The 21,620-nt window shown below is 68.3% G+C and carries 22 protein-coding genes; 11 read left to right on the forward strand and 11 right to left on the reverse strand.

Features of this window, described 5'->3' with window-relative positions; genetic code table 11:
- The first annotated feature begins 52 nt into the window (after window positions 1–52).
- Window positions 53–1,096 carry an RNA methyltransferase gene (locus AC1RAD_RS16165; RefSeq protein WP_492735911.1) on the forward strand — a complete coding sequence of 348 codons (1,044 nt, stop codon included), beginning with the start codon at window positions 53–55 and terminating at the stop codon, window positions 1,094–1,096.
- On the opposite strand, the gene AC1RAD_RS16170 is transcribed toward AC1RAD_RS16165, so the two are convergent.
- Window positions 1,089–1,841, reverse strand: a complete 753-nt coding sequence (locus tag AC1RAD_RS16170; protein ID WP_492735913.1) for an alpha/beta fold hydrolase — start codon at window positions 1,839–1,841, stop codon at window positions 1,089–1,091. The two genes, AC1RAD_RS16165 and AC1RAD_RS16170, sit on opposite strands and share 8 nt — an antisense overlap.
- Before the next feature lie 239 nt (window positions 1,842–2,080).
- Between AC1RAD_RS16170 and AC1RAD_RS16175 the strand changes: the two genes are divergently transcribed.
- A complete protein-coding gene (locus AC1RAD_RS16175) occupies window positions 2,081–3,679 on the forward strand; it encodes an OpgD/OpgG family glucan biosynthesis protein (RefSeq protein WP_492735915.1) in 1,599 nt (532 codons plus the stop codon).
- A 25-nt stretch (window positions 3,680–3,704) separates the two neighbouring features.
- Here the strand turns inward: AC1RAD_RS16175 and AC1RAD_RS16180 are convergent, their stop codons facing one another.
- The 3 genes from AC1RAD_RS16180 to AC1RAD_RS16190 form a co-directional block, all read right to left on the reverse strand.
- Entirely contained in the window at window positions 3,705–4,199 is a 495-nt protein-coding gene (locus tag AC1RAD_RS16180; protein ID WP_492735917.1) for a pentapeptide repeat-containing protein, read from the reverse strand.
- A 134-nt stretch (window positions 4,200–4,333) separates the two neighbouring features.
- Window positions 4,334–4,564, reverse strand: a complete 231-nt coding sequence (locus tag AC1RAD_RS16185) for a hypothetical protein (RefSeq protein ID WP_492735919.1) — start codon at window positions 4,562–4,564, stop codon at window positions 4,334–4,336.
- A gap of 170 nt (window positions 4,565–4,734) precedes the next feature.
- The gene (locus AC1RAD_RS16190; RefSeq protein WP_492735921.1) at window positions 4,735–5,148 is read right to left on the reverse strand and encodes an FKBP-type peptidyl-prolyl cis-trans isomerase; all 414 of its coding nucleotides are present in this window, start codon (window positions 5,146–5,148) and stop codon (window positions 4,735–4,737) included.
- Window positions 5,149–5,284: 136 nt separating this feature from the next.
- Here AC1RAD_RS16190 and eat point away from each other — a divergent pair, with 136 nt between their 5' ends.
- The 6 genes from eat to AC1RAD_RS16220 all read left to right on the forward strand — a co-directional run bounded on the left by eat (window position 5,285) and on the right by AC1RAD_RS16220 (window position 11,175).
- Window positions 5,285–6,691: an ethanolamine permease gene (gene eat, locus AC1RAD_RS16195; RefSeq protein ID WP_492735923.1), complete on the forward strand. Its 1,407-nt coding sequence runs from the start codon at window positions 5,285–5,287 to the stop codon at window positions 6,689–6,691.
- Between the two features lie 9 nt (window positions 6,692–6,700).
- Window positions 6,701–8,095 (forward strand): ethanolamine ammonia-lyase subunit EutB, encoded by a 1,395-nt coding sequence (locus AC1RAD_RS16200; RefSeq protein ID WP_492735924.1) that lies wholly within the window; start codon window positions 6,701–6,703, stop codon window positions 8,093–8,095.
- A complete protein-coding gene (eutC, locus tag AC1RAD_RS16205; protein WP_492735925.1) occupies window positions 8,092–8,883 on the forward strand; it encodes an ethanolamine ammonia-lyase subunit EutC in 792 nt (263 codons plus the stop codon). The genes AC1RAD_RS16200 and eutC overlap by 4 nt, the downstream gene beginning before the upstream one ends.
- A gap of 67 nt (window positions 8,884–8,950) precedes the next feature.
- Window positions 8,951–9,295 carry a helix-turn-helix domain-containing protein gene (locus tag AC1RAD_RS16210; protein ID WP_492735927.1) on the forward strand — a complete coding sequence of 115 codons (345 nt, stop codon included), beginning with the start codon at window positions 8,951–8,953 and terminating at the stop codon, window positions 9,293–9,295.
- Complete coding sequence (locus AC1RAD_RS16215; protein WP_492735929.1) at window positions 9,285–10,538, forward strand: type II toxin-antitoxin system HipA family toxin; 1,254 nt, start codon at window positions 9,285–9,287, stop codon at window positions 10,536–10,538. Before AC1RAD_RS16210 ends, AC1RAD_RS16215 begins: the two co-directional genes overlap by 11 nt.
- Before the next feature lie 55 nt (window positions 10,539–10,593).
- Window positions 10,594–11,175, forward strand: a complete 582-nt coding sequence (locus AC1RAD_RS16220; protein ID WP_062474448.1) for a peroxidase-related enzyme — start codon at window positions 10,594–10,596, stop codon at window positions 11,173–11,175.
- 22 nt (window positions 11,176–11,197) lie between these two features.
- On the opposite strand, the gene AC1RAD_RS16225 is transcribed toward AC1RAD_RS16220, so the two are convergent.
- The 3 genes from AC1RAD_RS16225 to AC1RAD_RS16235 are packed head-to-tail and all read right to left on the reverse strand — an operon-like array spanning window position 11,198 to window position 14,291.
- Window positions 11,198–12,961, reverse strand: coding sequence for a phosphoethanolamine transferase (locus AC1RAD_RS16225; protein ID WP_492735931.1), 1,764 nt, complete (start codon window positions 12,959–12,961; stop codon window positions 11,198–11,200).
- Between the two features lie 57 nt (window positions 12,962–13,018).
- Window positions 13,019–13,594: a phosphatase PAP2 family protein gene (locus tag AC1RAD_RS16230; RefSeq protein WP_070059370.1), complete on the reverse strand. Its 576-nt coding sequence runs from the start codon at window positions 13,592–13,594 to the stop codon at window positions 13,019–13,021.
- Window positions 13,581–14,291, reverse strand: coding sequence for a phosphatase PAP2 family protein (locus AC1RAD_RS16235; protein WP_492735933.1), 711 nt, complete (start codon window positions 14,289–14,291; stop codon window positions 13,581–13,583). The genes AC1RAD_RS16230 and AC1RAD_RS16235 overlap by 14 nt, the downstream gene beginning before the upstream one ends.
- Before the next feature lie 138 nt (window positions 14,292–14,429).
- Between AC1RAD_RS16235 and AC1RAD_RS16240 the strand changes: the two genes are divergently transcribed.
- Window positions 14,430–15,104, forward strand: coding sequence for a response regulator (locus tag AC1RAD_RS16240; RefSeq protein WP_062474437.1), 675 nt, complete (start codon window positions 14,430–14,432; stop codon window positions 15,102–15,104).
- Window positions 15,101–16,459, forward strand: a complete 1,359-nt coding sequence (locus AC1RAD_RS16245; protein WP_492735935.1) for a sensor histidine kinase — start codon at window positions 15,101–15,103, stop codon at window positions 16,457–16,459. Before AC1RAD_RS16240 ends, AC1RAD_RS16245 begins: the two co-directional genes overlap by 4 nt.
- A gap of 21 nt (window positions 16,460–16,480) precedes the next feature.
- Here AC1RAD_RS16245 and AC1RAD_RS16250 read toward each other — a convergent pair whose 3' ends face one another.
- From AC1RAD_RS16250 to AC1RAD_RS16260, 3 genes are all read right to left on the reverse strand, one after another.
- Window positions 16,481–16,903, reverse strand: coding sequence for an acyl-CoA thioesterase (locus AC1RAD_RS16250; protein WP_307694017.1), 423 nt, complete (start codon window positions 16,901–16,903; stop codon window positions 16,481–16,483).
- A complete protein-coding gene (locus tag AC1RAD_RS16255) occupies window positions 16,900–17,736 on the reverse strand; it encodes a DMT family transporter (protein ID WP_240531399.1) in 837 nt (278 codons plus the stop codon). The genes AC1RAD_RS16250 and AC1RAD_RS16255 overlap by 4 nt, the downstream gene beginning before the upstream one ends.
- 77 nt (window positions 17,737–17,813) lie before the next feature.
- The gene (locus AC1RAD_RS16260; protein WP_369632353.1) at window positions 17,814–18,596 is read right to left on the reverse strand and encodes an SDR family oxidoreductase; all 783 of its coding nucleotides are present in this window, start codon (window positions 18,594–18,596) and stop codon (window positions 17,814–17,816) included.
- A gap of 140 nt (window positions 18,597–18,736) precedes the next feature.
- Between AC1RAD_RS16260 and AC1RAD_RS16265 the strand changes: the two genes are divergently transcribed.
- Window positions 18,737–20,440 (forward strand): electron transfer flavoprotein-ubiquinone oxidoreductase, encoded by a 1,704-nt coding sequence (locus AC1RAD_RS16265; protein WP_095947441.1) that lies wholly within the window; start codon window positions 18,737–18,739, stop codon window positions 20,438–20,440.
- Window positions 20,441–20,496: 56 nt separating this feature from the next.
- On the opposite strand, the gene AC1RAD_RS16270 is transcribed toward AC1RAD_RS16265, so the two are convergent.
- Complete coding sequence (locus AC1RAD_RS16270; RefSeq protein ID WP_492735939.1) at window positions 20,497–21,558, reverse strand: hypothetical protein; 1,062 nt, start codon at window positions 21,556–21,558, stop codon at window positions 20,497–20,499.
- Window positions 21,559–21,620 lie beyond the last annotated feature (62 nt).

Raw genomic sequence — 21,620 nt, forward strand, 5'->3', positions numbered from 1 at the left:
CCGTGCACAATCGGCGCTCCCGAGACCAGAGCCCCCTTGCCCCACGCCGCGCATGCGAATCCACGAACTGAAACGACGACTCCGCGAGGCCGGGGCCGGTCCCAGCCACGAGCAGCGCATCCTGCGGCTGTGGTCGCATGCGCTGCCGCGCAACAGCGGCAGGCGCCTGCCGGCCACCTTCTTCCCGTCGTCGCTGATGGAGGCCTTGCCGGCCATCGAGGCCGAGCTTGCGGGCCTGGCGCGCATCCACGCGGTTCATCCCGGTGCCGACGGCTCCGAGCGGCTGCTCGTCGCGCTGGCCGATGGCCAGACCGTCGAGAGCGTGCTGCTGCCGCGCGACGGCCTGTGCGTGTCGTCGCAGGTCGGCTGCGCCGTCGGGTGCCAGTTCTGCATGACGGGCCGCGACGGCCTGCTGCGCCAGGTCGAGAGCGCCGAGATCGTTGCGCAGGTCGCGCTCGCGCGCCTGCGCCGGCCGGTGCGCAAGGTGGTGTTCATGGGCATGGGCGAACCGGCCCACAACCTCGACAACGTGATCGAGGCCATCGAGCTGCTCGGCACGGTCGGCAACATCGGCCACAAGAACCTGGTGTTCTCCACCGTCGGCGACCCGCGCGTGTTCGAGCGGCTGCTGCAGGCGCGCGTGCGGCCCGCGCTGGCGCTCTCATTGCACACGACCAATGCCGAGTTGCGTCGCAAGCTCCTGCCGCGCGCACCGAACCTGACGCCCGAAGCCCTCATCGACGCAGGCGAGCACTACGCCCGCGCCACCGGCTACCCCATCCAGTACCAGTGGACGCTGCTCGAAGGCGTGAACGACGGGCCCGAGGAAGTCGAGGGCATCGTGCGGCTGCTGTCGGGCAAGTACGGCGTGCTGAACATGATCCCGTTCAACACGGTGGAGGGCGTGGACTTCGGCCGCCCGTCGCGCGCGCGCTGCGAGCAGATGGCCCGCACGCTGCACGAGCGCGGCATCCTCACGAAGCTGCGCTACTCGGCCGGCCAGGACGTCGATGGCGGCTGCGGCCAGTTGCGGGCGCGCGCGGCCGAGGTGCGGGTGACGGTGCCGATCCGCCGCGCCGACGAGCGGCTCAGCTGAGCGAGGCCATCCAGTCCCACACCGCTGCGGGCGCCTCGACCATCACGTTGTGGCCGTGCGGGCCCAGGTCGCGGGCTTCGGGGTCGAGGGAGCGGGTCTGTTCCATCGTTACCAGCGCATCGTGGCGGCCCTGGCCGAGATGGACGGGGCAGCGCGCCAGACTGACCAGTTCGGACAGCGGCGGCTTGCCCACGGCGTTGGCGCGCGGGTCCATCGCGAGGCGCCAACCCTCCTCATCTTTCGTCACGCCGCGCGCCACGACGGGCGCCGTCGCATCGGCGATCGCGGCCAGGCCGGAGACCTTCAGGTAGCGGTCCCACGCCTCTTCTTCCGTTGCAAAACGCTTGGCGGGCTGCGTCGCCAGCATCTCCATGCGGCGGACCTCTTCATCGCTCCATGCGACCTTGATGCCCGCCGCGAAGACCACGTGCGGTACGACGCCGAACCATCCCGTCGCAAGAGCGAGGCCGATCACCCCGCCCAGTGAATGGCCGAGCACCACGAGGCGGCCTTCGGGCTGCAGATGCGGCAGCACTGCGCGCGCCACGGTGGCGGCGTGCTGGCCGATGGCGTAGGAGGCCTGCCGGTCCGATGCGCCGTGCCCGGGCAGGTCGAGCGCAAGCCAACGGCCGCGCCATCGCGCATCCGCCTGCGCACACAGCGGCGACCACACCGCGCTTGTCGCGCCCATACCGTGCAGCAGCACCAGCAGGTCCGGGCCTTCGCCGCCTTGTTCCGTGTACATGTCCTTTGTCTCCTGGCACTTTCGATGGCGCGAGAATACCCGCCGACGCCCCGAAAAGGGCCCGATCGGCACCCGCTGCCGCAAGACAGCGCGGGGCCTTGTCCGGCCCCGTTTGCGCGGAATGGCTGACGCGCCGTACCCTGTGGTCCGGGGCATGCTTGGCGTTGTTTTTCCCCCGTCTCCCCGACGCTTCTCTTTTCCCTTCTCCTCCAAAGGCTTTCGCCGCCCCTCAAGAACCCATGCTTGATCGCCGATCCTTCCTCGCCGCCGGCAGTGCCGCCGCCGCACTCGCCGCCCTGGGACTGCCCGAAGAGGCGCTGGCCGCCAACGGCCTGCAACTGAGCCAGCCGGCGCCCTTCTCCTTCGATGCGCTCGTCGCGCAGGCCAAGCGCCTCGCGGCCCGCCCCTACACCGCCGCCGCGCCGCTGGCGCCGCAGGTGCTGGAGCGCATCGACTACGACGCGCACGGCAAGATCCGCTTCGACCCCGCCAACGCCCTCTTCCGCGACGGGCCCGGCGCGTTTCCCGTCACCTTCTTCCACCTCGGCCGCTTCTTCCAGACCCCGGTGCGCATGCACGTGCTGGAGACCGCCGGCGGCGACAGCTTTGCGCGCGAGGTGCTCTACAGCCCCACGTACTTCTCGATGCCCCCCGACAGCCCCGCGCGCGCGCTGCCCGAGGGCGCCGGGTTCGCAGGCTTCCGCCTGCAGGAAAGCCGCTTGGGCGATCAAAGCAAGCTCGACTGGCAGAAGAACGACTGGGTCGCCTTTCTTGGCGCCTCGTACTTCCGCGCCATCGGCGAGCTCTACCAATACGGCCTGTCGGCGCGCGGCATCGCACTCGACGTCGCGGTGCCCGACAAGCCCGAGGAGTTTCCGAACTTCACGCGCTTCTATTTCGAGACGCCCGCCGCGGGCAACACCACCACGATGACCGTCTACGCGCTGCTCGAGGGGCCGAGCGTCACGGGCGTGTTCAAGTTCGTCATGCAGCGCGGCAAGGCCGTGATCATGGACATCGACGCGCGCGTGTTCTTGCGCCGCGACGTGTCGCGCCTGGGCCTGGTGCCGCTCACGTCGATGTACTGGTACTCGGAAACCATCAAGCCCACCGCCATCGACTGGCGCCCCGAGGTGCACGACTCCGACGGCCTCGCGATCTGGAACGGCGCGGGCGAGCGCATCTGGCGACCGCTCAACAACCCCACGCAGACCCGCGCCTCCGCGTTCGCCGACACCCGGCCGCGCGGCTTCGGCCTGCTGCAGCGCGACCGCAACTTCGACCACTACCAGGACGGCGTCAACTACGAGAAGCGCCCCAGCCTGTGGATCGAACCGCTGGGCGACTGGGGTGAAGGCTCGGTCCAGCTCATCGAGATCCCGACCGACGACGAGATCCACGACAACACCGTCGCCTTCTGGGTGCCGAAGGCCGATGCAAAAGCCGGGGCAAGCTACAGCCTGCAATACCGGCTGCACTGGACCGACCAGGAGCCCTTTCCGTCACCGCTCGCGCGCTGCGTCGCCACCCGCATCGGCCGCGGCGGCCAGCCCGGCCAGCCGCGCCCGCAGGGCGTGCGCAAGTTCATGGTGGAATTCATCGGACAGCCGCTCACCACGGTGCCCTTCGGCGTGAAGCCCGAACTGGTGCTCACCGCGCCACGCGGCAAGTTCTCCTACGTCTTCGCCGAAGCCGTGCCCAACGGCGTGCCGGGCCACTGGCGCGCGCAGTTCGACTTCACGCCCGAGGGCACGGAGCCGGTCGACATGCGGCTGTATCTGAAGAACGGGGATCAGACGTTGACGGAGACCTGGCTGTATCAGTATCAGCCGGGGTGAGTGGGAGCGACTGCATCCTGCAGCCTCAGTTAATGCGCGCGTTGGTCAGCTGCATGTTTTCGAACTGACTTCCCGTGAAGTCGACCTGCTCGCCCTGCAGGTTGGTCGCACTCACTTGCGTGCCTCGGCATTCGAGCAGCTTCAAACGCGACCACTGGCTCGCATCGAAATTGAGTGCGGTCCAGTTGCACCGGGTGAAGGTGCAGTCGCTGAGCGTGCTGGCTTTCAACTGTGAGGCGCTGAAAGTGCAGTCGACGAAGGTGCATCCGCTGATCGCGATGCGCTGCATGTCGCACTGGCTGAAAGAGCAACCGCTGAACTGGCATGCGGTCCAGACGGCGTCCTGAAAAGTGGTCGATGTGAAGCTGCTGCCGCTGAAGGCGCTGGACGAGAAGGTGATCAAGTTCAGGTCCAAGCCAGCGTAGGCATTGCCGTCGCTCTGGCCAGAAAGACCCGCTGGCGCACCGCCTGCGCCTTTTCGCCACTTGTCGTGGTCCTCAATGATTTGTTTGGCGCTCATGGTGCCCTCAACCTATCCGACCGCACATGACGAAACACACGAACGCCCAATAGAGCCCGCAAAGCACGACGAGGAGCGCAAGAACCGCCCACAGGATGGTTCCAGCCACCGATCCTGGCTTTTTCTTTTCCTGCTTAGCCATGTTGGACAACTCCCTGCGCATCGCGGCCGAGATCGGCAGCCTCGCTCGCGCCAAGGTTGAGTGCGTCGGGGCTCTTGAGCAGCAGCTCGTACTCGAACAAGCGGTTGACGCCTTCGCGCCCATACAACCGAACCGGCTCGAGCGCCGGACGCCCCAGAAACACCGGAATGGCGGTGCTGTTGATGTCGAGCGTGCGCGTTGGCGCAGCACGGAGTGCGGACATGTATTCCTCCCTGAAGCCGCTCCTGTGGATCAGGAGTCAGGCCGCGGATTGTGGGAGGCCCATGCGCGCAAAAACGAGAGGAAAGAATCGGGCAACTATTGCGAAGCGAGCAGCGTGACGGACTGCACGCACCGCTCATTGCCCAGGCCGGTCCTGACCGGCCTCAGCCGCTATCGCTTCGTGACCGACACCAGCTCGACTTCGAAATTCAGCGTCGCATTCGGCGGAATCAGGCCGTTGCCCGCACCGCGCGCACCGTAAGCAATCGACGCCGGGCAGGTCAGCTTGGCCTTGCCGCCCGGCTTCATCTTCTGCACGCCTTCGGTCCAGCACGGGATCACACCGTTGAGCGGGAACTCGGTGGGTTCGCCGCGCTTGTAGGAGCTGTCGAACTCCTTGCCGCTGTCGGGGAAGGTGCCGCGGTAGTGCACCTTGACCACGTCGGTGGCGGCGGGCGATGCGCCGGTGCCTTCCTTGAGCGACTGGTAGATCAGGCCGCTGGGCGTGGTCACGGCGGCGGATTGCGCAAAGGCTGCGGGGATGGCAAAGACGGACACGAGCGCGGCACAGACAAATGACTTCACGAAACACCTCGGTGGTTGAAAAGCTGCCGATTATGGACAGCCCCCGTGAAGCCGCCTGTACGCCGATGTATCCGATGGAACGGCCCTTGCTTTGGGAGGGGTGCACTGTCACCATCCGCCCAGAGAGGAAGCCCCCATGCGCGCCAACGACGCTCCGCCGGCCCCCGTCGCCGGCACCGGTCATCTCAAGAAAGTCCTCGGTCCCGTTCAGTTGTGGGGCATCGCGGTCGGCCTCGTCATTTCGGGTGAGTACTTTGGTTGGAGCTACGGCTGGAACACGGCCGGCACGCTCGGCTTCCTGGTCGCCACGGTGCTGGTGGCGACGATGTACACGACCTTCATCTTCAGCTTCACCGAGCTCTCGACCGCCATCCCGCACGCGGGCGGCCCCTTCGCCTATGCGCGGCGCGCCTTCGGGCCGTGCGGCGGTTTCGTGGCGGGCTTCGCGACGCTGATCGAATTCGTCTTCGCGCCGCCGGCCATCGCGCTGGCGATCGGCGCCTATCTCAACGTGCAGTTCCCTGGCATCAACCCGAAGTGGTTCGCGGTGGGCGCGTACGTGATCTTCATCGGGCTGAACTGGATCGGCATCGGCATCGCGGCGGCGTTCGAGCTGTTCGTCACGGTGCTCGCGATCTTCGAACTGCTGGTGTTCATGGGCGTGGTCGCGCCGGGCTGGTCGATGGCGAACTTCGTGGCCCACGGATGGGCAGGCGGCAATGTGCTGAACGGCGCGGCGGTGTCGGGCATCTTCGCGTCGATCCCGTTCGCGATCTGGTTCTTCCTGGCCATCGAGGGCGCGGCCATGGCGGCCGAAGAGGCGCGCGATCCGCACCGCACGATTCCGCTGGCCTACACCAGCGGCATCGTCACGCTGGTGCTGCTGGCCTTCGGCGTGATGATCTTCGCGGGCGGCGTGGGCGACTGGCGCCAGCTCGCGAACATCAACGACCCGCTGCCGCAGGCCATGAAGGCGGTGGTGGGCGCCAACAGCGGCTGGCTGCACATGCTGGTGTGGATCGGCCTGTTCGGCTTGGTCGCCTCGTTCCACGGCATCCTCATGGGCTACTCGCGCCAGATCTTCGCGCTCGCGCGCGCCGGCTACCTGCCGGCCTACTTCGCCGGCCTGAGCCCGCGTTTCGACACGCCGCACCGCGCGCTGCTGGCCGGCGGCGTGGTCGGCATCGCCGCCATCTTCAGCGACGAGTGGGTGCAGTTCGGCGGGCAGACGCTCACGGCCAACATCGTGACCATGGCCGTGCTCGGCGCGATCGTGATGTACCTGATCTCGATGGCCGCGCTGTTCAAGCTGCGGCGCACCGAACCCGACCTGCTGCGCACCTACCGCGCGCCCTTCTATCCCGTGTTCCCGGCCATCGCGCTCGGGCTCGGTCTGGTGTGCCTGGGCGCGATGGTCTGGTTCAACCCGATGCTCACGGTGCTGTTCCTCGTGCTGATGGCGGCCGCCTACGGCTACTTCCTGCTCACCTCGGCGCAGCGCGACGCCGCCGCGCCGGACGCGATGCTGTCTTCCACGCCCTGACAAACAAAGATGCGCTACCGCACCACCATTGCCGGCCAGGGCTTCGCCTTCGACGATCTGCGGCAGGTGCTCGCCTGCGCCAGCCCCGCGCGCTCGGGCGACTACCTCGCGGGCCTCGGCGCGGCGACCGCGCAGCAGCGCATGGCGGCGCGCCACGTGCTGGCCGATACGCCGCTGAAGCAGTTCCTCACCGAGGCGCTGATTCCCTACGAGCAGGACAACATCACGCGGCTGATCATCGACACGCACGACGTGCAGGCCTTCGCGCCGGTCGCGCATCTCACGGTCGGCGACTTCCGCAACTGGCTGCTGTCGGAACAAGCCACCATAGAGGCACTCGCCGCGCTGGCACCGGGCCTCACGCCCGAGATGGTGGCGGCCGTATCCAAGCTCATGCGCAACCAGGACCTGGTCGCGGTCGCGAAGAAGTGCCATGTCGTCACGCGCTTTCGCGACACCATCGGCCTGCCCGGCCACCTGGCCGTGCGCCTGCAGCCCAACCACCCCACCGACGACCTGCGCGGCGTGGCTGCCTCCACGCTCGACGGCCTGCTCTACGGTGCGGGCGACGCGGTGATCGGCATCAACCCCGTGTCCGACAGCCTGCCGGTGCTCGGGCGCCTGCTGCACATGCTGGACGAGGTGATCCAGCGTTTCGAGATCCCCACGCAAAGCTGCGTGCTCACGCACGTGACCAACACGCTGAAGCTCGCGGAGGCCGGCGCGCCGGTCGACCTCGTCTTTCAGTCGATCGCGGGCACCGAGAAAGCGAACCTCTCGTTCGGCGTGACGCCCGCTTTGCTCGACGAGGCCCATGCCGCGGCGCAGTCGCTTGCGCGCGGCACCGTCGGCAAAAACCTCATGTACTTCGAGACCGGCCAGGGCAGCGCGCTCTCGGCCAACGCCCACTTCGGCGTCGACCAGCAGACCTGCGAGGTGCGCGCCTATGCGCTGGCTCGGCGCTACCAGCCGCTGCTCATCAACACCGTGGTCGGCTTCATCGGCCCCGAGTACCTGTACGACGGCAAGCAGATCATCCGCGCCGGGCTCGAAGACCACTTCAGCGGCAAGCTGATGGGCCTGCCGATCGGCTGCGACATCTGCTACACCAACCACGCCGAAGCCGACCAGGACGACATGGACACGCTGCTCGTGCTGCTGGGCACGGCGGGCATCAACTTCATCATGGGCATCCCGGGCGCGGACGACGTGATGCTCAACTACCAGAGCACCTCGTTCCACGACGCCCTCTTCCTGCGCGAAACGCTGGGCCTGAAGCGCGCGCCCGAGTTCGAGGCCTGGCTGCAGCGCATGCAGATCACCGACACCACCGGCCGGCTCGCACCGCCCACCGCCAACCGGCTGCTCAGCGACATGGGGGGGCTCTCCGCGCTGGCGCCATGAGCGATTCACCCGTCACCCCCAACCCCTGGGCGCAATGGCGCGCCGCCACGCCCGCACGGCTCGCACTCGGCCGTGCCGGTGCCGGCATGCCCACCGACGAAACGCTGCGCTTCGGCTGGGCCCACGCGATGGCGCGCGACGCGATCCATGCGGCGCTCGATGTCGACGCGCTCGACGCCGCACTGCGTGCCGACCAATGGCACGTGAACCGTGTGCGCAGCCGCGCCCCCGACCGCACCACCTACCTGCGCCGTCCCGACCTGGGCCGCCAGCTCGACGCCGAAGACGCCGCGCACCTGCGCGACGATCGACCCGTGGGCGGCTGCGACCTCTGCCTGGTGATCGGCGACGGCCTCTCCTCGCTCGCCGTCGCCCGCCACGCCGTGCCGCTGCTCGCGGCGCTGCGCCCGCAGTTGCCGCCCGGCACCCGCCTGTCGCCTGTGTTCATCGCCACCCAGGCGCGCGTGGCACTGGCCGACGAACTGGGCGAAGCGGTGGGCGCGGCGCTGTCGGTCATGCTCATCGGCGAACGCCCGGGCCTGAGCTCGCCCGACAGCCTCGGCATCTACCTGACCCATTCGCCACGCCGCGGCCGGCACGACGCCGAACGCAACTGCATCTCGAACGTGCGGCCCGAGGGGCTGTCGTACGCGCAGGCCGCCTTCAAGCTCGCGTGGCTGGTGCGCGAATCGCTGCGTCGGGGGCTGAGCGGTGTGGGGCTCAAGGATGAGAGTGACCTGGCGGTGCTGGAGCCACCCGAAGCAAAGCCCCCGGGGTTGACCGCATAGGCTCGCTTCCAAAATCCAAAAATACGCAATAAAATGACTTTTAAGCCGTTTAACAGTCACTTTATTGATGCCAAAGAGCAGCCGAAGCCTTTCATCCCTGCCGTCGCAGACCATCAAGCCCCTTGAGGGCCTTGGCCTGCGCCTGCGCGCGCACCGGGTGCACCGAGCATGGACGGTCGCTGAAATGGCCGAGCGCCTGATGTGCTCGCCCAACACGCTGCGAGCCCTCGAGTCCGGCAAGCCCGGCACCAGCATCGGCCTGCTTGCCCATGCGCTGTGGCTGCTGGGCCAGATCGATTCGCTCGACGGCGTGGCGCCGGCTCCCGCGGAATTGGCGGCGAAGCGCCGTGTGCGCCGATCGGCCGCACACGGCACTGCGGGTGTGATCGCGGAGGGCGAACGTGACTTCTGACTCGCTCGACGCCGAGCGGCGCATCTACGTCGGCCTCGCACACCGCACGGGCGAGCCGGTGCAGCCGGCCGGCCTGATGAAGGTGGTCCGCCGCGGGGTCGTGGAATCCGGCGAGTTCGCTTACGGCCGGCGCTACCTCGAAGACCCGGCGGCCACACCGCTGAACCCCGAGACCCTGCCGCTGCGAGACGCGGCGTTCGTGCTGGCCGAGCAACGAATCCGCGACGGCGGCGCCATGCCGCTCACGCTGCGCGATGCACTGCCCGACAGCTGGGGCCGCAAGGTGCTCGAAATACGCCAGGGGCAGCCTCTGTCCGACATTGACGCGCTGCTGCTGACCAACGAGGACCGTGTTGGTGCCATGGTGTTCGCCGACGCATTGCCCATCCGCAGCGACGAGCCGCCCGTCACGCTCTGGTCGCTGCAGGAGCTTGCCGAGGCTTCGCGCCGGATCGAGGACGGCATGGAAATCGGACCCGACATGCACCTGCTGCTGCGCGGCGGGAGCCTGGGCGGTGCGCGTCCCAAGGCTGCCTTCGTGCATGAAGGCCGTCGCTGCATCGCCAAGTTCGCCTCGCGCGGCGACGACCATGACGTGGAAGTGATCGAAGCGGCCACGCTCTGGCTGGCCGATGCCTGCGGCATCGCGGTGCCGCCTTTCCTGCTGCAACCTCTCGCCGCCGGGCACGCCTTGCTGGTCGAGCGCTTCGACCGGTCCGGGCCGGTGACCGACGAGCGGCGCTTTCACTATCTCTCGGCCTCGGCACTGCTCGACGCTCCTTACGAGTCCAGCCGGGGCAGCTACGTCGAACTGGCGCAGCTGCTGCGCCGTATCTCGCGGCAACCGCAGGAAGACCTGGCAGAGCTGTTCCGGCGCCTGGTGTTCAACCTGGCGGTAGGCAACAGCGACGATCACGTCAAGAACCATGGCGCGCTGCGGGGCGACGACGGTCTCTGGCAGCTGGCACCGGCCTTCGATCTCGTCATGCAACTGGGCGTCCACACTGGCTACCAGGAACTCGCCATCCTTCCGGGACAGCACGCGTCAAGCCTGGCATTGGCACGCGCCGCAGCGCCCCATTTCGGCCTGTCGACGGTGCAGGCGGATGAAGTCATCCACACCATCGAAGAAATCGTCGGCGTGCAAGCCGCAGCAAGTGTCGAGGCCGCTGGGGGCAACCACGACCTGGTGCGCCGGGTGGCGATGTTCATCGCGCAGCAGCACGAGCGCATCCGCACCTAGGCGAAGGGGCGAACGCTTGCCTATGATCTTGTCATTCCACCCAGGAGACAAGCAGATGAACGCCCCTCGCTACCCCCTCGCCGAACTGAAAGACCTGCCCGACGACATCCGCACCGCGATCCTTGCCGTGCAGGAAAAGGCCGGCTTCGTGCCCAACGTGTTCCTCGGCCTTGCGCGCCGCCCCGCCGAGTGGCGGGCCTTCTTCGCGTACCACGACGCGCTGATGCTCAAGGAAGAAGGCTCGCTCACCAAGGGCGACCGCGAGATGATCGTCACCGCCACCAGCGCGGTCAACCAATGCCTGTACTGCGTGGTGGCGCACGGCGCGCTGCTGCGCATCTACGAGAAGAAGCCGCTGGTGGCCGACCAGGTGGCGGTGAACTACCGCAAGGCCGACATCACGCAGCGCCAGCGTGCGATGCTCGACTTTGCGATGAAGGTCTGCGAACGCTCGCACGAGATCGATGACCGCGACTTCGGGCCGCTGCACGCGCACGGCTTCGACGACGAGGACATCTGGGACATCGCGGCCATCACCGCCTTCTTCGGCCTGAGCAACCGCCTGGCCAGCTTCAGCGGCATGCAGCCGAACCCGGAGTTCTTCCTGATGGGCCGGCTGCCGCGCGAAAAGAAGTAAGAAGCCGAAGCTGCGGGCGGGCTCAGGCCTTGCCGCGGCACGAGGCCAGCGCATCGAGCGCGGGCTTGTAGGTGGGCGTGGTCACGTCCATGAGGCCCAGCACCGTGTGATACAGGTTGTCGTGCGTGAGCGGCGCATCCAGGCCTGCCTCCATGCACGAGCGCGAGAGCTTGCGGCGCTCGCTCATGCCGTCGCCGAACCAGGTGACCATGGGCACGTGCTTCTGCGCATCGGGCGCGAAGCTGTAGGGCACGCCGTGCAGGAACAGGCCGTACTCGCCCAGCGACTCGCCGTGGTCACTCATGTACAGCAGCGCCGTGTCGTACTGCTTGGATTGGGTCTGGAGCCAGTCGATGGTCTGGCCGAGGAAGTGGTCGGTCTGCGCAATCGAGTTGTCGTAGACGTTCATCAGCTCGGCATGCGCGCACTCGGCCAGCGCGTTGGTCTTGCACTCGGGCGTGAAGCGCTTCAGCTCGGGCGCAGAGCGCTTGTAGTAGGCCGGGCCGTGGCTGCCCATCTGGTGCATCACGAGCACGACGCCCTTGGCGCGGCGCTCGGCGGGCAGCGCGGCGATGCGTTCATCGAGCCCCTTGAGCATCACGTTGTCGAGGCACTCCTCGCCGTCGCACAGGGCCTTCTTGGTGGCCGCATCGAGCCCGTCGAAGGCCGAGGCGTTCGGGATGCGCGCGCACACGCCCTTGCAGCCGGCCTGGTTGTCGAGCCAGAACACGGCCAGGCCCGAGGCCTGCAGCACGTCCATGAGGTTCTCGTACTCGTCCTTGCGCGACTCGTAGCCGGTCTTGCCCAGGGGCGAGAACATGCAGGGCACCGAGGCTAGCGTGTTGGTGCCGCACGAGCGCACCTCGCGGTAGCTCAGCACGTTGCGCTTCGCAAGCTCGGGCGTGGTGTCGCGGGCGTAGCCGTTCAAGCCGAAGTGGTCGGAACGCGCGGTCTCGCCCACCACCACGACGAACAGCGGCGGGCGCTTCTGCGCCGCATAGCTCGCGCCCAGCGCCGTGCCTGCAGTGATCGGGATCAGCTTGCTGCTGCGCTTGAACATCGGCTTGAGCACCACGGCGCCGGCCGAGTACAGGCTGGCGATCGGGTTCATCATGTAGCGCAGGTGCACGTTGTTGCGCATCAGCGGCGCGAGCTGCCGGTTCATGGCCACGGCCGTGACCACCGCCACGACGGCGGCCAGCACCAGCAGCAGCGCGTTGCGCCAGACGTGCGACAGCAGCCCCATCGGCACGATGCGCACGCGCCAGATCGCCCAGGCCGCCGGCAGAACGACCACGAGCACGTTGAAGGCCATGCGCCCGCTCAGCAGGTCGCGCGCTTCGTTGGGGTCGGTCTGGAACGCGTTCGCGATCATGCTCGGGTCCATCACCACGCGGTACTGGAGCATGTAGTGCTGCGCCACCGCGGCGATCACGACCACGAGCAGCCACAACGGCTTCATCCAGCGCGACCAGGCCGTGAGCGACAGCATCGCCACGGTGCCGCAGAAGGTGAGCATCCCCAGCGCGGCGATGGTCGGCATGTAGGTGCTGGGCGCACCGCCCAGGCGGGCCAGGTCGTTCAGCAGCGGCCAGTTGGCGGTGAGGCCGAGGTACAGGCTGAGCCAGACGATCACCTGCCGCGTCGAGCGGGGCTGCGAGATCCAGCGGTCGATGCGTTGCCAGAAAGTGCCGGCGGCGCCCGCATCCGACAGCGGCGCGGGACGGGATTCAGATCGGCTGGGAGCACGCGCCAGGAGCGCGGAGTCGAGACGCGAAACAGACATGCCGCCAATGTAGGCAGCGTGCCTGAAGAGAGCCTGAACAGTTCATTCAGAGCGCATTCAGGCTCGGCCGATGCGCGCGCGGCGCAGCAGCCGCAGGCGCGGGCTGCGCGACACCGCACGGCCGGCGGGGCGGCTGATGCCACGCTCCACCACGATCGAGACCAGCGCCGCCAGGATCGCGGCGGCCGTCACGTCGGTCGGGAAATGCAGGCCCAGGTACAGCCGGCTCCAGGCCACCACCACCGCCGCCACCAGCGCCAGCCGCATGGGCGTGCGCCACGGCAGGCACCACAGCGAGAAGGCCGCGGCAAACGTGCCGGCCGCATGCAGGCTGGGGAAGCCCGGGCGCGCACCCTGCGGCACCCACTGGATGCCCAGGCCGTAGAACGCGGGCCGAGGGAACGGCAGCACCGAGCGGAACACGTTCACCACCAGCCACACGACGAGCACGCTGACCAGCGCGGTGAAGAAGGCGTGGCGCCAGCGGCGATCGAAGGCCGCGGCGGCCGCGATGGACAGCGCCAGCAGTGTCGGCAGCACGTCGGACGCGAACATCGCGAAGCGCAGGCTCCACGCCGGCGCGGAGGCCGAGGCGTTGATCCAGCTGAACAGGGCGAAATCAAGGGCTTGCATGCAGGGGCGCGGTGCGCTCGATGGGAGGGGACGTGCGGCGGCGCGTCGCCACCAGCTCGATGAGGAAGCCGACCGTCCAGCAGACCCAGGCGGTCCACAGCGTGTGGCTCATGTAGTGCGCGCCGCGCATCTGCTGCGCCACGCCGAGCACGAAGCCGGCGGCCAGCGCCACGCACAGCCACACGATGGCGCCACGCGGCGCCACATGCCGCAGCACGAAATACCCGCCGAGGTAGGCAAAGGCGGCCGAGGCATGGCCGGCCGGGAAACAGCCGCCCGGCCCGCCGTCGTCCTGGCCCCAGGCCCAATGCGACACATAGCGCGCCACGCCGCCGAACGCCTTCAGGTCCCAGGGGCAGCTGGTGTCGCTCGCGTGCTTGATCAGGCTCACGGCCAGCACCGAGGCCAGCACCGTCAGCGCCAGCTGCACGCGGGCGCCCGTGTCCAGGCGCCGCAGCACGCCCACGGGCCAGCGGATGGCGGCGAACAGGCCGATCACCAGCAGCCAGCTGAGGTTTCTCGCGCCCTCGTGCATCACGTGCACCAGGAAGGGGTTCTCGCGCCAGGGAAAGCCCATCGGCGTGCCGGCCAGGCGGGCCAGCGGCAGGTCGCCGCCAAGGGCGTCCCAGATCATCAGCAGGGCCAGGGCAAGCAAGGTCAGGGCTCCGAGACGGAGATGCGGGGTACGACGGGTCATGAAGAAAAACAGGCCTCGGAACAGACTGGCGCGAGCCTACGCACGCGGGATGAACCCAGTCTGAAGCGACCTGAACGATTCCTGACGCGATCGCCAGAGGGGCGGCGCTAGACTTCGAGTTTTTGTAAGGGCCACCGCGTGCGAATCTTGCTGGTCGAAGATGACAGTTCGTTGGCAGACGCGGTCTGCAGCTACCTGGTCGCCAAGGCGTTCGTCGTCGACGTGGCCCCCAGCCTGGCCGAGGCGCGCGGCGCCCTGCTCTCGGTGCAGTACGCGGCGGTGCTGCTCGACCTGCACCTGGGCGACGGCGACGGCCTCTCTTTGCTGCCGCAGGTGCGCGCGCTGCGCGAGCCGCCCATCGTCATCGTGCTCACGGCGCGCGACCAGGTCACCGACCGCATCCGAGGCCTCGATGCCGGCGCCGACGACTACCTCATCAAGCCGTACGACCCGGCCGAGCTGCTCGCGCGGCTGCGCGCCGTGGAGCGCCGGCGCAGCGCCAATACCTCGCCGGTGCTGCAGCTGGGCACGCTGGAGATCGACCTGGCCCACGACCGCGTGCGCAAGGACGGCGTGCCCGTCGTGCTCACGCAGAAGGAATGGGCCCTGCTGCGCGTGATGGCCACGCGGCCCGAGCGCATCCACACGCGCGACAACCTGGCCGACGCGCTGTACGGCTTCGGCGACGAGGCCGACAGCAACACGCTCGAGGTGTTCATCAGCCGGCTGCGGCGCAAGCTCGGGCGCAGCCACATCCAGACGCTGCGCGGCTTGGGCTACCGGCTGTCGTTCTCCGCGGACGACGAGGAATGAGCGGCTCTCTGCTGCGCGACCGCCGCGATTCGCTCGCCGGACGCCTCACCCGCACGCTGATCCTGTGGGTCGGCGGCGTGTGGCTTCTGTGTGTGTTCGCCGTGGTCTGGTACGTGGACCGCGAGATCAACCACAACTTCGACAACGAGCTGGTGGAGGTGTCGCACCGCATGTTCGACATGGCGGTGCAGGAGCTCGAGAAGCTGCGCCTGCGCCATGAAAGCGGCAAGCAGGACACGCCGTTGATCGCGCCCAAGCAGCTGTTCTCCGAAGACGCCGTGATGTACCAGGTGGTCGACGTGCACGAGCATGTGCTGCTGCGCTCGGCCGAAGCCCCCGACGACGCCTTCGACGTGCCGCTGGCCGCCGGCTTCGCCAACAACCAGACCTGGCGCATCTACACCGTGCGCCACCCCACGCTGGGCCTGTACTTCCAGGTGGCCGACCCGCTCGACGAGCGCCGCCGCGCGCTGAACCGCACGCTGTTCGGCCTCATCATCCCGCTCGGCGCGGTGCTGCCGCTGCTGGCGCTGGTGCTGCGCCGGGTGGCGCGAACCGAGCTGCGCGTGCTGCAGCAGCTGGCCGCCGAGATCGAGAAGCGCAACGGCGCGGACCTGCGCCCCATCACCCTGCCCGGTCTGCCGCAGGAGTTGCGCGCGGTGGGCGACCATGTCAACCGGCTGCTGCAGCGGCTGTCGCAGTCGCTCGACGTAGAGCGCGCGCTGGCCGCCAATGCCGCGCACGAACTGCGCACGCCCCTGGCCGCCGCGCGCCTGCGGTTGCAGACCGCGCTCGACCACGACCTGAAGCGCACCGACGTCGAAGGCGCGCTGCAGGCGCTGCAGATGCTGAGCCACCGCGCCGAAAAGCTGCTGCAGCTGTCGCGCGCCGAATCGGGCGCCTCGCTCACACGGGCGCGGGTCGACCTGGTGCAGCTGGCGGGCACGGTGGCACAGGAGTTCTGGCAAGACCCGCAGATCAACGAACGACTGAAGCTCAAGGTGCCCGACAGCGCGGCGCCGGTGGCCTTCGGCGACGTCGATGCGCTGGCGATCGCGTTGCGCAACCTCGTGGAGAACGCGCTGCGCTACAGCGGTGACGGCCGCGTGACGATCGAGGTGGCCGCGCCGTGCGTGCTGGTGGTGCGCGATGCCGGCCCCGGTGTCAGCGCCGAACAGCTGCAGTCGCTGCACCAGCGCCATGTGCGCCACGGCTCGGACCGCGCCGGCTACGGCCTGGGCATGTCGATCGTGGGCACCATCGTCGAGAAGCACAACGCGACGCTGGAGCTGGCCTCGCCGCCGCCCGGCATGGCACGCGGCTTCGAAGCGCGCATCGTGCTGCGGCCGGCCTGAGCTTTTTTCGTCAGCGCGTCTTCAGTCGCTGACGATCTCGCGCAGCCAGTCGGGCAGCGCCAGCGCCTTCTGCTTCGGAAAATCGACCCAGATGGTGGTGGCGCCGCCGGCCGCACAGAGCACGTCGGGCGCGTCCTCGCGGACCATGGTGGCCCAGCTTTCGAAGGTGGTGCGCCCCGGGTCGCTCACGTACATCTGGATCCGCACGTTGCCCGGGTACTCGATCTGGCGGTAGAAATTGCAGAAGGCGTTGACGATCACCATGCCCTCGCCGCCCGGCGTGGGCTCCACGCCGAGCGAGCGGATCCAGTCGATGCGCGCCGTTTCGAGGTAGCGGAAGTAGGTGCCGTTGTTCAGGTGACCCATGGCGTCCATGTCGCCCCAGCGGATGGGGATCGACATCTCGTACACGAGCTTCTTCTTTTCGGGGATTTCGATTCTCATCGGTGGGCCTTGATGGATGCGAGGATGCCCAGGACGAACAGCGCCGCCGCCACCCATTCGGTGGCCTGCGGCCAGCGGCCGTCCCAGAGGAAGGAATAGAGCAAGGCGAACAGCGTCTCGCTCACGATGAGCTGGCCGCACAGGCTGGCCGAAAGGCGCTGGCTCGCGACGTTCCAGAGAATGGTCGCGAGCCACGACGAGCCGAAGCCGCTCGCCAGCGCGATCCAGATGAAGAGCATGCCGTCGGGCTGCGACCGCAGCGTGGCGACATCGCTGCCCGCCACCGCCCACAGCAGCAAGGCCCCGAGGCCGGTGGCGATGCCCAGCCAGTTGGCCCAGTCGGCCGCATGCACCTCGCGGTGCCGTTGCAGCCAGGCGGCGTTGAGCAGGCCGTAGACCGTCCAGCTCACCATCGAGCACAGCGCCAGCGCAATGCCCCAGCCGAAGCGCGCGCCGCCGCCACCACCACCCGCGCCGTGCTGCGCCGACCACGCGCCCCAGATCATCAGTGCGATGCCCGCGCCCGTGAGCAGCAGGCCGGGCAGCAAGGCCCGCATGTGCAGGCCCGCGGGCCGGCCCAGCAGCATCATCCAGACGGGAATGGTGCCGATGATGAGGCTGGGCACCTCGGTGCCCGCCGCAGCGATGCCGAAGGCCAGCAGCAGGTAGTAGCCGCTGAAGCCCAGCACGCTCAGGCCGAGCGCCGCCAGCGCCTGCCGGCCCGTGGGCCAGCGCACGGCCGCGGGCCGCGCGAACACCGCCAGCGCCGACACCGCGCCGAACACCGCGAAGCGCGCCGCCGTGATGTCGACCATGCCGAAGTGGCCCACCATGCGCGGCGCCACGAACACCAGGCCCCAGAGCGCGCCCGCGCCCAGGCCGGCGACGATGCCGATCCAGGCCCGGGGGCTCAGATCGCGAACCCGTCGTCGGCGGCGATGACCGCGCCGTTCACGAAATGGCTCTCGCCACTGGCCAGCAGCACGATCAGGCCATCGAGGTCTTCGGGCTTGCCCACGCGCTTGCGCGGCAGCATGCTGACCAGCTTGGCACCACCTTCGGTGCTCCAGTGCTCCTCGTTGAGCTCGGTCGTGATGTAGCCCGGGCACAGCGCGTTCACGTTGATGCCGAAGCGGCCCCATTCGAGCGCCATGGCCTTGGTCATCTGCACCACGGTGGCCTTGCTCATGCAGTAGGTGCCGATCTGCGGCATGACCTTCAGCGCCGCTGACGACGCGATGTTGATGATGCGTCCGCCGATGTAGGTGCCCGGCGCCTTGCCCTGGGCGCGCGCCAGCATGCGCTTCCCGACCTCCTGCGCGACGAAGAAGGAGCCCTTCACGTTGGTGTCGAAGATGTAGTCGTAGTCCTCGGGCGTGACGTCCTGCAGGCGCTGCGTGGCGCTCACGCCCGAGTTGTTGACCAAGATGTCGATGGGCCCCACCTCGGTTTCGGCGCGCGCCACGGCGGCCTTGATGCTGCCGATGTCGGTCACGTCGAGCTCGACCACGTGGGCGTCATGGCCCTCGCCTTCGATGCGCGCGCGCAGCTCCTTGAGCTTCTCGACGCGGCGGCTGGCCAGCACCACGGCGGCGCCGGCACGGGCCAGTGTCTTGGCGAACTGGGCGCCCAGTCCGCTGGAGGCGCCGGTGACGAAAGCCACGCGGCCGGAGAGATCGATGCTGTAAGCCATGAGCTGAATCCTGTGGAGTCGCGCAGGTGACGCAAGGCGCCTCGCCTGCCGGCGACAAGGCCTCCGCCGGACGCCGCATAAAATGCCCGGCGAACCGGGACGCCCCCGCGCCTCTAAAAATCATTATCGACCCAACCCACATGACGCACGACGAAATCCTCGCCCAGTTCGGCCCTCGCGAAGCCATGGAATACGACGTGGTCGTGGTCGGCGGCGGCCCCGCCGGCCTCTCGACCGCGATCCGCCTCAAGCAGCTCGCCGCCCAGCAGGAGAAGGAAATCTCCGTCGTGGTGCTCGAGAAGGGTTCCGAGCCCGGCGCGCACATCCTGTCGGGCGCCATCATGGACCCGCGCGCGCTCAACGAATTGCTGCCCGACTGGGAGGAACTCGGCGCCCCGCTGAACCAGCCCGTGACCGACGACGCCATGGTGTTCCTGAGCGAAAAGTCGGGCCTGCGCACGCCCAACGCCTTCCTGCCGGCCTGTTTCCAGAACCACGGCAACTACATCATCAGCCTGGGCGCCTTCACCAAGTGGCTGGCGCAGCAGGCCGAGAACCTGGGCGTGGAAATCTTCCCGGGCTTCCCGGCCGCCGAAGTGCTCTACAACGAGAACGGTTCGGTGCGCGGCGTGGCCACCGGCAACATGGGCGTCGGCAAGGACGGCGAACCCACCGAGAACTTCCAGCTCGGCATGGAACTGCTGGGCAAGTACACGGTGTTCGCCGAAGGCGCGCGCGGCCACCTGGGCCGCCAGCTCATCGCCAGGTTCAAGCTCGACGAAGGCCGCGACCCTCAGACCTACGGCCTGGGCGTCAAGGAAGTCTGGGAAATCGATCCCAAGCGCCACCAGCCCGGCTTCGTACTGCACACGGCCGGCTGGCCGATGGACAACAACACCTATGGCGGCGCGTTCCTCTATCACATGGAGGACAACAAGGTCACGATGGGCTTCATCACGGGCCTGGACTACAGCAACCCGTACCTGAGCCCGTTCGAGGAAATGCAGCGCTGGAAGCTGCACCCCAACATCCGCTGGTACCTCGAGGGCGACGAAGCCAAGGGCATCAAGCCCGCCAAGCGCATCGGCTACGGCGCGCGCGCCATCACGGCCGGCGGCCTGATGTCGCTGCCCAAGACGGTGTTCCCGGGCGGCGCGCTGGTCGGCTGCGAGGCCGGCTACCTGAACGTGAGCCGCATCAAGGGCAGCCACGCCGCCATCAAGACCGGCATGCTGTGCGCCGAGGCCGCCTTCGACGCGGTCATGGCCGGCCGCCAGCACGACGAACTCACGGCCTACCCCGCCGCGTTCGAGAAGAGCTGGCTCTACACCGAGCTGAACAAGGCGCGCAACTTCAAGGCCTGGTTCAAGAAGGGCCTGGGCATCGCCACGGTCATGAACGGCGTCGAGCAGTGGCTGCTCAAGGGCCACATCCCATGGACCCTGCGCCGCAACAAGCCCGACCACCAGTACCTGAAGCCGGCCGCCGAGTGCAAGCCCATCGTCTATCCGAAGCCCGACGGCAAGCTCACCTTCGACCGCCTCTCCAGCGTATTCATCAGCAACACGAACCATGAAGAGCAGCAACCCGCCCACCTGACGCTGAAGGACGCGTCGGTGCCGGTCAACGTCAACCTCGCCAAGTTCGCCGGCCCCGAAAGCCGCTACTGCCCGGCCGGCGTGTACGAGTTCGTGCCCGACGAAGCCAGCGCCGGCAAGGAACGCCTGCAGATAAACGCGCAGAACTGCGTGCACTGCAAGACCTGCGACATCAAGGACCCGACGCAGAACATCGTCTGGGTCACGCCCGAAGGCGGCGGCGGGCCGAACTACGTGGGCATGTAAGGCGCCCCTCAAGACACATCAGAAAGCCCTCCTCGGAGGGCTTTTTTCATGGCGCTTCAGGCGAGGTACGCGGCGACCTCGTCGGGCGTGAGGAAGTGCACCAGCGACACCTGCGGGTTCTGCTCGGCGTGCAGCACGTGGGTGAATCCGGTCCAGCCGCGCGCGGGCTTGTCGTCCGTCTCCAGCGCGACGAGCACCGGCCGCCCCTGCCGGCGCGCGTTCTCGCGCAGCGTGCCTTCGCCCCAGGACCACGCCATGCGGTCCACCAGCTCGCCCTGGGCGAAGGCCGTCGCCTGCAGCCAGAGGAAGGCGGCGGCATCGCTGTCCGCGTCGCGGCGCGCGCGCGGCGGCTGCCGGATGCCCAGCGTCTGAGCGTGCGTTTCCATCAGGTCCTGCAGCAGCGAGAAGGCGTGGAAGTTGTTGTTGATGCCCTGGGCGCGAACGACCATGCCCGCGCGCGACGTCGGCAGCAGAACCACCAGCTCGTCCTCGTACGACAGCTGGGCCGCGGCGCGCAGGAAGTGCAAGGCCTCGAAGGGCAGCGAGTCGTTGGCGTACATCGCCTCGATGTGCGCGAGCAGGCCTGCGTCCGCCACCAGCGACTGGTGGTTGCGCACATCGCGCACCACCATGGTCATGAGCGGCAGCACCAGCAGGTCGACCGCGCGCTGCAGCGCATCGACCTCGAAACGGGCCTGCGGCGACAGCGCCGCGAGCGCCGCTTCGGCGGCCTGCCAGGCGGCGAGTTCCGCCTCGTCCTGCGGTTCTTCGTCGTCCTCATCGGGTTCGTACGGCTGCGCCGCGCAGTAAGGCGCCAACGACGCCAGCAGGCGCCCCGCCAGCTGCCGCACGGCGTCGAACATGAGCTGCGGATCGGCGCCGTTCTCGACCAGCGCACCGCAGAACACCGCCAGCAACGCGGCCCGGTGCGGATGCAGCTCGCCGAGCCGCGCGATGGCGGCCCGCAGCACCTCGTCCTTCGCCGAGCCCTCCACCACCTCGAAGTAGAGCGCACGGACCTCCGGCCGCTGGAAGAAGGAAGCCTGGGTGTCGAGGTCGGCGTCCTGCAGCACAGGCAGTCGCAGGGTGGCGAGGAGATCGGGAGGCAACATGGGCATGCGCAAATTGTGCGATACCACCGACGCTATCCTCGCGACACAAGGACACAAGGAGACAGGAC

It is taken from the genome of Variovorax sp. GW823-FHT04B03 (assembly GCF_058796495.1).